The organism is Gemmatimonas sp. (genome assembly GCF_031426495.1).
Classification (GTDB): domain Bacteria; phylum Gemmatimonadota; class Gemmatimonadetes; order Gemmatimonadales; family Gemmatimonadaceae; genus Gemmatimonas.
On sequence record NZ_JANPLK010000082.1, the window covers coordinates 32,662 to 44,345 of the forward strand.

Annotated in this window: 9 protein-coding genes; 2 read left to right on the forward strand and 7 right to left on the reverse strand. The window is 65.7% G+C overall.

Translation table 11 applies throughout. From position 1 onward, the window contains the following. Window positions 1-8 precede the first annotated feature (8 nt). The 6 genes from RMP10_RS21085 to RMP10_RS21110 all read right to left on the reverse strand — a co-directional run bounded on the left by RMP10_RS21085 (window position 9) and on the right by RMP10_RS21110 (window position 5,947). Window positions 9-1,103 (reverse strand): hypothetical protein, encoded by a 1,095-nt coding sequence (locus RMP10_RS21085; protein WP_310572058.1) that lies wholly within the window; start codon window positions 1,101-1,103, stop codon window positions 9-11. A gap of 90 nt (window positions 1,104-1,193) precedes the next feature. Then, entirely contained in the window at window positions 1,194-1,868 is a 675-nt protein-coding gene (locus RMP10_RS21090) for a DUF3047 domain-containing protein (protein WP_310572059.1), read from the reverse strand. Window positions 1,869-1,896: 28 nt separating this feature from the next. Then, a complete protein-coding gene (locus tag RMP10_RS21095; protein WP_310572060.1) occupies window positions 1,897-3,450 on the reverse strand; it encodes a mercuric reductase in 1,554 nt (517 codons plus the stop codon). 36 nt (window positions 3,451-3,486) lie between these two features. Further along, the gene (locus RMP10_RS21100) at window positions 3,487-4,254 is read right to left on the reverse strand and encodes a sterol desaturase family protein (RefSeq protein ID WP_310572061.1); all 768 of its coding nucleotides are present in this window, start codon (window positions 4,252-4,254) and stop codon (window positions 3,487-3,489) included. A 7-nt stretch (window positions 4,255-4,261) separates the two neighbouring features. Then, the gene (locus RMP10_RS21105; protein ID WP_310572062.1) at window positions 4,262-4,645 is read right to left on the reverse strand and encodes a VOC family protein; all 384 of its coding nucleotides are present in this window, start codon (window positions 4,643-4,645) and stop codon (window positions 4,262-4,264) included. 63 nt (window positions 4,646-4,708) lie between these two features. Continuing rightward, complete coding sequence (locus RMP10_RS21110; protein WP_310572063.1) at window positions 4,709-5,947, reverse strand: multicopper oxidase domain-containing protein; 1,239 nt, start codon at window positions 5,945-5,947, stop codon at window positions 4,709-4,711. A gap of 102 nt (window positions 5,948-6,049) precedes the next feature. On the opposite strand from RMP10_RS21110, the gene RMP10_RS21115 reads away from it, so the two are divergent. Continuing rightward, a complete protein-coding gene (locus tag RMP10_RS21115) occupies window positions 6,050-7,468 on the forward strand; it encodes a M20/M25/M40 family metallo-hydrolase (protein WP_310572064.1) in 1,419 nt (472 codons plus the stop codon). Between the two features lie 50 nt (window positions 7,469-7,518). Here RMP10_RS21115 and RMP10_RS21120 read toward each other — a convergent pair whose 3' ends face one another. Next, a complete protein-coding gene (locus tag RMP10_RS21120) occupies window positions 7,519-8,862 on the reverse strand; it encodes an APC family permease (protein WP_310572065.1) in 1,344 nt (447 codons plus the stop codon). Window positions 8,863-9,086: 224 nt separating this feature from the next. On the opposite strand from RMP10_RS21120, the gene RMP10_RS21125 reads away from it, so the two are divergent. Continuing rightward, window positions 9,087-11,663, forward strand: a complete 2,577-nt coding sequence (locus RMP10_RS21125; protein ID WP_310572066.1) for a DUF1592 domain-containing protein — start codon at window positions 9,087-9,089, stop codon at window positions 11,661-11,663. Window positions 11,664-11,684 lie beyond the last annotated feature (21 nt).

Below are 11,684 nucleotides of genomic sequence, written 5' to 3' on the forward strand. Positions count from 1 at the left end.
CTCGTCGCCTATCGTTTCTCGAGCCGATACAGTCGCACCTCCGGCACCTGTTCTTCTGGATCGATGTACCGACCGAGCACGTAGTCAGCACCGATTTCGTACACCTCGAGCGCTACCGGCATCGCGATCGTGGCGCGCACGTTGCCGGCCGGCGCAAACACGGTCCACCGAACGGTTGTTGACGACGCGCTCGGAAAGTGCTGCACCCACACGTGCCCGGTGGCGTCGACCAGCAGATCGCGCGTGGCCGGCAGAAACTCGGGCATCGTCATGGTCGCGAAGCTTCGTTCGATCACTGTCCGTGCACGCTCTCCCAGCTTGGCGACTTCCCGCTCGCGTTCGGCCTCCACGTCAGCCTTGGTCACGCGCACGCGCGTCGCCGGCGCGGTCAGAGACGGCATGGCCTTCCCCGACAGGTCAAACACCAGCACCTCGAGTCGATCCGCCAGTGCGACATACGCGCGCGACGCGGAGAGTGCGACGCGTGGCTCCCGGCCCAACGGCAGTGGTCCATCGCCGCCGCCTTCGCGCCAGCGGTCGCCCGCGGGAAACGTCCCCAGTGGCACTTCGACGCTCGTGTCGGCCCGGGCGATCCAGTACCGCACCTTCGGGCGGTACGCGCCAGCCTTCATGTCACGATCAGACGCCCAGCCCATCGCGACGAAACGCATGGCGGCGTTGCAGGCGATCCGGTATGTCGGCGTCGGAAAGCGAAAGCCGCGCTGGAACGCGCCGTCGAGAGTGAAGACGGACAGCGGCCCGGTGATGTCGTTCGCCACGAGCGCGCTTCCGCATCGCAACAGCGGCGCCAAGTAGCCGACTTCACCGGGGCCTTGTCCCTTGCGGGCATATCGCTTCACCAACGTGCCCGATGACGTGAACTCGCGAATCGCGTAGTCCGCCAGATCACCCACCACGATATTGCCGTTGGGTAAGCGCGTCGCGCCTGCCGGTGCCGCCAACGAGAGCTCGGCCTTCTCAGCGGAGCCAATGCGGACCGAGGGAGTCGCGGCGACATGCCAGCTGGTCGTCTGCGCGGAGAGGACGAGCGGGCCGACCAGCGCGAAGCCCAGCACGAGAGACTGCGGCGAGAGCATTCGCATACGGAGAGGTGAAGATCAGAGGGATTCCCACGAGCTAGTGCTCCACGGGGAGAAAAGCTTACACCGCCTGAAAACGCGCTGCGCCGTCGCTCAGCGATCGCGCCACACCAGCCCGCGAATGTCGGCCTCAGCCCGCGCCCCGGTTTGGTCGGTATCCTGCATCATCCCGACCGCAGCGATCCTGCCGTCGCGCCACGCGCAGTCTCGCGCCGCATCGGCGGCTGGTGACACCGTCAGACGCTGCCAAGACGTGCTGCTCGCGGTAGGCAGGCGAATGTCGCACAGGCTGTCGTCACGCTTGATACGCTGCGCAGCGCTTACGGTGCCAAGGGAGTAGAAGAGCACGCGTCGAGTGGGAAGGAAGCGTCTCGCGCTCTCGAACACGACGTAGAGTCGCAAGGCGGCATCCGAACGGGCGGTGACCGCGAGGTCGGCACCCGCGGGGAGCACCGGCAGCCGGTATTCGAGGGTGGCCGTGCCGTCAGGCGAGAGTGGCTGCTCACGGAGGTCGAGAACGAACCATGCGGCCATACGGTTGCCACTGATGGAGAGGAATCGGTCACCGCGCTCGTCGCGCACGGCGGACGACGGCGAACGCGACCCACGTACGGCGCGCCGCTGCCACCGCGGCGGCAACGAGTCGCCGGCGTTGGCCGTCGCCAGCGTGAGCAGATCGATCTCCCCCCCGATCGACGTGGAGGCGGACGCGATCGGCGTCGTCGCGCCCCACATGCCCCACACACTGACCGCGACGGCCGTGCGCATCCACCACGCGACTCTCATCTCCCTGCGGTCACGTGAAGACGCGGAACCACAGCGCGAAGAACTGTTTCGCCCGCGACGTGAACGCCCGCTTGCGCCAAGCATCGGCGGCACGCCGGAACACTTCGGCCTGCGTGGGATAGGCGTGGATCGCTTTGCCGACGGCGCCGAGTCCGATGCGGTTGGTGATCGCAACGGTCATCTCGCCGATCATCTCACCGGCATGCGTGGCGACGAGTGTCGCGCCCACGATGCGGTCTGTGCCGGCGGCTACGTGCACCTTCAGGAAGCCGTGCGGTTCGTCGTCGAGACGCGCCCGGTCATTGTCCTCGAGGTTCACGTGAATCGTGTCGATGCGTACACCCTGAGCGGAGGCTTCCTCAACGGTCATACCGACGTGTGCGACTTCAGGGTCGGTATACGTGACGCGCGGGACGACCAGCGCACTGGCGCGCCCGCCGCCGATACCGAAGAAAAGCGCATTGGCCACGACCAGCCGCGCCTGCGCATCGGCGACATGCGTGAACTGGAGCGCGGAGGACACGTCGCCGATCGCATACACCCGCGGATTCGACGTGCGCAGCCGTTCATCGACTCTGACCCCTTTCGGGGTGAAGCGAATGCCGGCCACGTCAAGACCGAGGCCGTCGACGTTCGGCGTGCGTCCGGTGGCTACGAGCACGCGCTCAGCCTCCACCACTGACGGAGCGCCGTCACCCGAGAGATGCACGCTGAACTGTTGCCCGTCATGCAACACGCGTTCGACGTTGGCCCTATGCACCATCCGCACGCCGTCCGACTCAAGTGCGGTCGTTACGATGTGCGCGGCATCCGCATCATCACGCGGGAGGAGGTGCGCGCCAGCATGCACGAGGGTGACGGCGCTGCCGAATCGTGCGAATGACTGGGCGAGCTCGGCACCGATAGGCCCACCACCAATCACGAGCAATCGCGCCGGGCGCTCGGTGAGCGAGAAGATCGACTCGTTCGTGTCGTACGGCGTCTCGGCGAGACCGGGAATCGGTGGCCGCGCCGCCCGCGCGCCGGTGGCGATGATCGCCCGGCGGAAGCGCAGTACCGTGTCGTTCACCGCGATCGCATCGGGTGCGGTGAAGGCGGCGTTGCCGAGGAACACATCGATGCCGAGCGAGCGGAATCGCTCCACGCCATCGACGGGGCTGATGGCGGCGCGCAGGCCGCGCATGCGGGCCATCACCGCACCGAAATCGCCGTCGTTGGTGACCTGCGGGCCGCCGAAGCGCCCGGCGGCCGTACGGGCGTCTCGCCACGCGCGGGCCGCGCGAATCACGGCCTTGGAGGGGACGCAGCCGAAGTTGAGGCAATCGCCGCCGAACATGTGCCGCTCGATGAGCGCGACACGAGCACCGAGGCCGGCCGCAATCGCGGCGCTGACGAGTCCAGCCGTTCCGGCACCGATCACGACCAGGTGATAGCGATCCTTCGGCACCGGCGCGATCCAGCCTTTCGGCGCGACCGTGCGCATGAGCTGCGCATTGGCCTCGTCGAACGGGAGCAGCGGCATGTCGGAGGGCCAGTCAGGCGGCGGGGAATCGGACAAGCGCATCAGGCAGGGGCAAGAGAAGACAGCACGTTCACGGACTTATCGCACCGACGGCGCGTCGTCGACGCCGAACACGATCGCCGTTTGATCGGGTGAAAGCCGGAGCGTGCGCGCCAGCCGATCCCACCACGAAAAGAGTGAGCTGAAGTTCGTATTTTGCTCGGCGACCACCACGGAATGATGCACCTTGTGAAGATGCGGCGTCACGATGACCACCCGAAGCAGCCGGTCCAGCCTGTCGGGCAGGCCGACATTGGCGTGCTGAAACTGCACGACGGCTAAGAGCGCGACTTCGTACACCGCGAATTGCTCCACGCTGCAGCCAATGAGCGCGAGCAGCGGCACCCGGGCGATCGATGACAGGGCGATCTCGCCGAGATGAAATCGACTCGCGGTCGTGGCATCCATGTGCCGATCGGAGTGATGGAGTCGATGGAAGCGCCATAAGCCAGGCACGATGTGATTGAGGCGATGCCACGCGTACGTCCAGCCATCGAGCAGCAGGATCGCCACGATCCAGCCGGTCGCGCCGGGCAAGGGAGCCCAGTGCAACACGCCAACGCCATGCTCGCGGCTCCAATCCATCGCGGCAATCCACACCCCGAGAAAACCGAAGCGCACCAGTATGACATTCACAAGTCCGATGGCGATGTTCTTCATGCCGTGGACGACGCGATCGCGAACGGACTGCGGTCCGTGTCCGAATAATGGGAAGAACGGCTGCACCGATTCCCACAGCACGAGCACGGCCAGTACGGTCAGTGCCGCTGGCAGCCGAAACGCCGTGATCTGATCGGCGAGCTTCACGAGTGCGCTACACCGTCTCGAACAAGGCGCACACCGCGCCCGCCGGATCTTCGATCATGGCGTACCGCCCGGTCGTGCCCATGTGGCGCACCGGCATCACGATCTTGCCGCCCAGCGCCACCACCGCGCGCAACTTCTCATCGAGCCCCGATACGGTGATGTACACGATCCACTGCGGCGGAATCCCGCTGTTGGCACCACGCGCATGGCACACGCCCGCCTGCGGTGCCCCGTCGGCGCCGAGCATGAGGTAGTCGTCGTAGTCGCCCATGCTGAGCGGCATCGGCGTCCAGTCGGTCACCTTGGTGTAGAACTCGTGTAGCTCCGTGGCGTTGGGCACGGTCAGATCGGTCCAGCTGATGCGGCCGAGTGGGGCCGGGGTGTCGCTCATGCGCAGCTCCGGTTGAGATCGCGTGGTGGCTACGCGAAGCTACGCCGATCACACGCCATGTGGCTACGGTTCGACCACCAGAATCCCGATGGCGCCCTTCTGTCCGTGCCCGAAGCCGTGGTTCACAAATGGGAATTCTCCCGGTACGTCGCAGACGAGTTCGAACACCATGCCGCCGCCCGCGGGGACGGTGAAGGTCTGCACGCCGCGAATGGGCGTGCCGGGCGGTGCGCCGAGGTACACGGTGTCGAACTGCTCGCCGACGACGTGAAAGTGCGACGGATGCGTGGGGCCGGCCGACACGACCCAGAAGCGTACCCGATCGCCCACCTTCACCCTGATGGGGGCATCCATGTACTGATTGGGGCGTCCGTTAAACGCCACGAAGTCGGGCAGCATCGCCGTCATCTTGGCGTAATCGAAGGCCCGTACGCCGTTCACCGCTTCCGCGAGATAGAACTCGCTCTGTACGATGACGAACTCCTTGGCCGGCGGCAGCGGCTCGCGCGGCGACACCACAATCGCGCCGTACATGCCGGAGCCGATGTGCATGAGCACCGGGGCGGTGCCGCAGTGGTACATGAACGCGCCGGCAAATCTGGGCGTGAACGAAAATTGTACCGACTGCCCCTTTGTTACGGACCGAAACGCGTGCTTGGGATCGATCTGCGCCGCGTGAAAGTCCATCGAGTGCGGAATGTCCACGTCGTTCGTGAGCGTGAAGTCCACGGTGTCGCCGACGCGACAGTGCACGATCGGTCCGGGGATGTCTCCCTCGAAGGTCCAGGCCGCCACCACGGTGTCCTTGGAGATCCGCACCGGTACCTCGCGCGCGTGCCAGTTCAGCGCGAGGCGGTTGCCGGGGGCCAAGGGGGGCAGCGCGGGATCGAACCGACGAAAGGCGGTCTGGCTGGCGCCGGCTGTTGCGGCCGCCGTGGCCGACGTGCCTTCGTGATGTTCCTCGCGCAGCACGGCGGAGTCGAGTCGACTGTTCGAGTTGTCGAGCGGTACGACTCTCGAGCCAGCGCTGTCGCGAATGGCCGCGGCTTTGTCGGCATCTCCGGCCGGAGCGCACGCCGCCAACGCCGCCCCGACGCCTGGGATCGCCAGCGACAGGGTCGAGGCGCGCGCCAGAAATGCCCGGCGGTCTGTCGATCCCGCCGGTGCCGGCTGCACGATCGCACTCGAATCGAGTACCAGCACCGCCTGATCGTCGGCATACAGCTGATGAAACGGAGGCAAGTCCTCACTGAGGAGGCGATCGACCAGCGACGAGAGACGTGGGACCGTCGAATCAGTCATGACGATGTTCGGGAGGAGTGGACGACCGTGCAGCGTGACGACCTCGGCTGGGGTAGCTTCTGGAAGCCAAAAATCCCCGTCCCGTCGGCTCGAGGTCATTGCATGATTCGCTCCGCACTCCGTACGCTCGCGCTCCCTTCGCTGGCCGCGGCACTGCTGTCCACAACGATCCCAGCCCGCGCGAACGCACAGGCGGCGGATTCAACCGCGCTCCTGCTGGCGCAACTCATTCGCGCCAACAGCAGCAATCCGCCCGGGCACACGCAGCAGATAGCCGACATTCTCGCGCCGCTCTTTCGCGCGCGTGGATTTCAGGTGGATATCATCCCCACACCGGACTCCGCCAAGGTGCACTTCTTTGCGCGCCTGAAGGGGAACGGATCGAAGAAGCCACTGCTGCTGGCGGCGCACGCCGATGTGGTAGGCGTGGAGCGCGAAAAATGGAGCGTCGATCCCTTTGCCGGCGTGATCAAGGATGGAGCCGTGTACGGGCGGGGCGCCATCGACTTCAAGGGAGGCATCGCCGTTTTCGCGCGGGCCGCGATGTTGCTGGCGGATCGCAATGTGCCACTCGATCGGGATGTCATCTTTCTCGCCGAGGCCGACGAAGAAGGGGCGCCCATGAACACCACGTGGCTCTCGCGCCAGCATTGGGACAAGATGGACGCCGAGTTCGCACTGAACGAGGGCGGTTGGATCATCAAGCGTGACGATGGGCGCGTGCAGTATGTGAGCATCTCCACGTCGGACAAGCGTGTGATGAGCGTGACGCTGACAGCCAAGGGTACGAGCACGCACGCCTCGATGCCGATGCCCGACAATGCGCTGGTTACTGTCGGTCGTGCCCTGGCCAAGCTCGGCAGCTACGAAACACCGATCGAGTTCACCCCCGATTCACGCAAGTATTTCGCGACGCTGGCGAAGACGAGCACGGGCGAGACGGCGCGCCTCTACACGCAGCTGCTGAACGGTACGCCGCAGCAAGTGGACGCCGCCGACCGGATGCTCTCGCGGGATCCGCTCATCCATTCGCTCATGCGCAACACCATCGCGCCGGTCATTGTGGCCGGTGGGTTCCGCAGTAATGTCATTCCCGGCTCGGCCGAGGTCACGCTGAACGTGCGTCTCATTCCGGGCAGCGATCCGGCAGCGCTGATCGGCACGCTCGAGAAGCTGTTCAACGATCCGTTGCTCACCGTGAAGATGACGACCGCGTTGGCCGCGTCGTCGCCGGCATCGCCTGATACGTCGCTCCTGTACCGTGTCCTCGCGGCCGAATCGAAGACCCAGTGGCCGGAGGCTGAGGTGACGCCGTACCTGTTTCAGGCCGGTACCGACGCCGCGGCGTGGCGTAATCGCGGGATCCCGGTGTTCGGCATCTACCCGTATCCCATCAGCACGGACGAGTTGCGCCGGATGCACGGCAACGATGAGCGGGTCAGTGTCGAGTCGTTGCGGCAAGGTACGGAGATGGTATTCCGCACCTTGAAACGAGTCGCTGGCTCGAGCGCAGCGCGCTGAGCCCAGCGCGCTGAGCCCAGTGCGCTGAGCCCGGCCTGACACAGCGAGAACTACGCCTTCGCCTTGGCCGCTCGATGGCGATACGACAGCACGTAGAGCCCGCTGGCCACGGCGGCGGTGACCAGAATGCTGCTCCATTCGGCCATCGTGATCGACGTCAGCAATCCGATGATGACCACGCAGGCGAGGATCGGCACCACGCCGGCGCCCGGGACGCGGAAGGGAATGCCACCCGACTGCACATTCCGTCGGCGCAGTTCCAGCGCGGCCACGGCACAGGCGAAGTACACCAGCAGTGCCGCCACGTTGGCAATGATCGCCAGCGGCCCGAATCCGCTGGTGATGGCCAGTGTGCAGGTCACCGCCAGTTGTAGGGCGATCGCGATATGCGGCGTCTTCCACGTGGGATGCACGGACGCGATCGGCGCCGGCAGAAATCCGTCGCGAGCGAACGCATAGAGCGCACGGGGAACCGCCAAGGCCATGCCACTCAGATAGCCAAACGTCGAGACGACGACGCCGATCAGCAGCAGCGTGCGGCCCCACGGTCCAAGCACCACGCCCGCGGCATCGGCCAGCGGTGTGGCCGACGTGGCCAATGCTGCGCCAAGCACGCCCTGCGCGACATACTGCAGCGCGACGTACAACACGGTGATGCCGATCATCGCCACGAAGATCGCACGTGGCACGGTGCGCGACGGGTTCTCTACCTCGCCGCTCGGTACGAGCGCGGTCTCGATTCCACTGAACGCGAAGATCAGCACGATGCTGGCGCGCAGCACATCCCCGGAGGCGGGCACGGTGGCAATCGCGAGGTTCTCGCCCTGAATGGAAAACACCCCGACGGCGATCAGCAGGAGCAATGGGGCCAGCTTGGCGACGGTCGTGACCTGATTCAGTCGACTGCCCTGACTGACCCCGATCATGTTCACGCCACCAACAATGGCGAAGGTGGTGATCAGGAGCGCCGCGCGCGGGATCGGTCCGGCCAAGGCGGGGATGAGGGTGGCCGCGTTGTCCGCGTAGACCGTGGCCACGGCGGCCACCGCGTAGGTGCCAAGGAGCCACAGCATCACGCCGGCCTGGAAGCCGAAGAACGGGCCGAACGCCAGCTCGACGTAGGCGTAGGGACCGCCGGTGAGCGACACGCGGCTACCCGCTTCGGCGATGCACATCACGATGAGCCCCATAGCCACCGCACACACGAGATACGCCAGCGGTGCCGCCGCCCCCAGCGCGCCGGCGACGGAGGCCGGCAGGCGGAAAATGCCACCCCCGATCGTCACGTTGGCGATGGCGGCCGCCAGCCCCCACACGCCGACCGCCCGAACCAGCGAGTGCTCGGACCCACGCGTGGGTCCCGTTGAGGAGGAGGCGGTGCGGCTCTGGGGCATGCGAGTTGCTCTGAGATGAAGTCGTGCGGAACAGGGATGAGACGTACCCCGAGTGCGCAACGTAAGCGACGTTCCGGCAACGCCCTAGCGCTGGCGCGCGTAACTACGTGAACCCTTGCTCCACGACTGGGCGGGGAACACTGTTCAGAGACGTTTCCGCCCGTGGTTCCCGCCTGTCGTTCCCGCCCGGCACTGTTGTTCCCGCCCCGCCCCGAGGCTTTGGGATGAAATCTGTCGTTGCTGTAGGTGCTGGCTCAGTCATCCTCGCGATCGCTGCGAGCAGCTATGATCGCGTCGAGGCTCGTGTCGCGTCCGTCGCTCCGCAGCCCATCGCGGCGACGGCCGTGATTTCGCCGGTCAGCTACCTCGCCTCACCGTCGGCGCCACTCGCACGCTATCGCGCGACGCTCGATGCAGTGCGTCCAAGCATTGGCGCGCACGCGCGCACCACGCGCACCCTGGCCCCGGTCGTGCTCAACGAGGTCGTCAAGAAAACCTGTGCGGGCTGTCATAGCGATCAGCGCAAGATGGGCAATTTCTCGCTGCAGTCGTTCGATCTCGCTACGGTCGGCGCCACGTCACCGATCATCGCAGAGAAGATGATCGGCAAGCTGCGCACGGGCATGATGCCGCCGCCGGGACGTCCGCGTCCGGCCGGCGACACGCTCGACGTCCTCACCGAAACGCTTGAACGGCAGATGGACGCGATCGCCGTGCGCAGGCCCGATGTCGGTCGCCGCTCCTTTCAGCGGTTGAACCGGGCCGAGTACGAACGTGCGGTCAAGGACCTGCTCACGGTGAGCGTGAACGCCGAGTCGTGGCTGCCGCTCGATACCAAGAGCGCGAACTTCGATAACATCGCCGACGTGCAGATCCCGTCGGCCACGGTGCTCGAGTCGTACCTCGACGCGGCGAGCGCCATCAGCCGGCTGGCGGTTGGCGATGCCAAGGCGAACCGATCGACCACGACGTACAAAGTTTCACGCCTCACCAATCAGAACGGACGTGACAGCGACACGCCGATCGGTACCCGCGGCGGCGGTGCGTCCACGCACTATTTTCCGGCCGATGGCGCGTATGTGTTCGCGGTGTCGCTGCATTCCACGCCGATCGGGCAGCTGGTCGGTGGCAATGCGCCGTTCGACGAGAAGATCGAGATCTCGGTCGACGGTGAGCGCGTGGCACTGCTGGATATCGATCGTGGCATGCACGAGAGTGAGCCGAATGGGCTCGATCTCAAGACGGTGCCGATCACCGTGAAGGCGGGCCCACGTGTCGTGGCTGCCGCGTACGTGCGTACGTTCGAAGGACCGGTCGAAGACCTCATGACGCCGATTGGGAACAGCCTGCCCGACACGCAGATCGGCATTCAGGACGCGATCACGATTCAGGGCCACATGAAGCTGTTCACGGTCACCGGCCCGTTCAATCCGACGGGCGTGTCCGATACGCCAAGCCGTCGTCGTATCTTCAGCTGCCGTCCGCTCAGTGCCGCCGAACAGCGCCCCTGCGCCGAACGCATCGTGAATCGCATCGGCTCGCAGGCCTACCGCCGGCCGCTGACGGTCAGCGATCGCCAGGCGATCATGAGCTTTTACGACGAAGAAGCGAAGTCGGGTGGATTCGAAAGCGGCGTTCGCGGCGCGGTCGAAGCGATTCTGGCCAGCCCGTACTTCGTGTTCCGCGCCGATGAAGTGGCCGGGAACGCGAAGCCGGGCTCGAAGGTCGCGGTCAGCTCCTCCGACTTGGCGTCGCGCCTGTCGTTCTTCCTCTGGGGAACGCTGCCGGACTCGACGCTCACCGGCGTCGCGCGGCGCGGCTTGCTCAGCGACACCACGGTGCTGATCGCGCAGACAAAACGCATGCTGGCCGATCCGCGCGCCGATGCGCTGTCCACGCGCTTTGCCGCGCAGTGGCTGCGCTTGCAGGACATCGAGAAGGTGAATCCGGACCCGCTGCTGTACCCCGCGTTCAATCTGCAGCTCGCGAAGAACATGCAGAAGGAAACGGAGCTGTTCGTGGCCAGCCTGGTGCGCGAGAACCGCAGCCTGCTCGATCTGTACACGGCCGACTACACGTACGTGAACGAAGACCTGGCCAAGCACTACGGCATGACGGAGGTCGTGGGCAGCGACTTCCGTCGTGTCACCTACACCGACAAGAACCGCGTCGGCATTCTGGGACACGGCAGCGTGTTGCTGCTCACGTCACAGGGCAATCGCACGTCGCCGGTGTTACGTGGCAAGTGGGTGATGGAAGTGCTCATGGGCTCACCGCCGCCACCGCCGCCGCCCAATGTGCCCGACCTCGAAGTGACAGGCGCCAGCAAGGAAGGTCGCATGCTGACCACGCGCGAGCGCATGGAAGAGCACCGCGCCAATGCCTCGTGCCGCTCCTGCCACCAGTTCATCGATCCGATCGGACTGGCGCTCGACAACTTCGATGTGATCGGACAGTGGCGCATCAAGGAGAACAACATGCCGCTCGATACGCGCGGTGATTACTACGACGGCACCAAGATCACCGGCCCACGGGAGCTGCAGCAGGTGCTGCTGAAGCGTCCGGTGCCACTGGTGCGCACGTTCGTGACGAACCTGATGGCCTACGCCGTCGGTCGGCGCGTGGAGTACTCCGATGGTCCGGCCATCCGCAAAATCGAAGCGTCGGTGCGGGCCAAGAACTACCGGATTCAAGATGTCGTGCTGGGTGTGGTGAAGAGCGACGCGTTCCGGATGCGCATGGTGCCGGTCGCTCAGGCAGCACTCCCCGCGAGCGGGGCATCAGTCGGCCACAGCCGCTGAATTTCCTGACCAAATTCTCGG

Excerpts from the sequence above, each read along its gene's own strand:
- RMP10_RS21105 (WP_310572062.1), bottom strand. The coding sequence starts at position 4,645 with ATGAGCGACACCCCGGCCCCACTCGGCCGCATCAGCTGGACCGATCTG.
- RMP10_RS21090 (WP_310572059.1), bottom strand. The coding sequence starts at position 1,868 with ATGCGCACGGCCGTCGCGGTCAGTGTGTGGGGCATGTGGGGCGCGACG.
- RMP10_RS21125 (WP_310572066.1), top strand. The coding sequence starts at position 9,087 with ATGAAATCTGTCGTTGCTGTAGGTGCTGGCTCAGTCATCCTCGCGATC.
- RMP10_RS21110 (WP_310572063.1), bottom strand. The coding sequence starts at position 5,947 with ATGACTGATTCGACGGTCCCACGTCTCTCGTCGCTGGTCGATCGCCTC.
- RMP10_RS21120 (WP_310572065.1), bottom strand. The coding sequence starts at position 8,862 with ATGCCCCAGAGCCGCACCGCCTCCTCCTCAACGGGACCCACGCGTGGG.
- RMP10_RS21115 (WP_310572064.1), top strand. The coding sequence starts at position 6,050 with ATGATTCGCTCCGCACTCCGTACGCTCGCGCTCCCTTCGCTGGCCGCG.
- RMP10_RS21095 (WP_310572060.1), bottom strand. The coding sequence starts at position 3,450 with ATGCGCTTGTCCGATTCCCCGCCGCCTGACTGGCCCTCCGACATGCCG.
- RMP10_RS21085 (WP_310572058.1), bottom strand. The coding sequence starts at position 1,103 with ATGCGAATGCTCTCGCCGCAGTCTCTCGTGCTGGGCTTCGCGCTGGTC.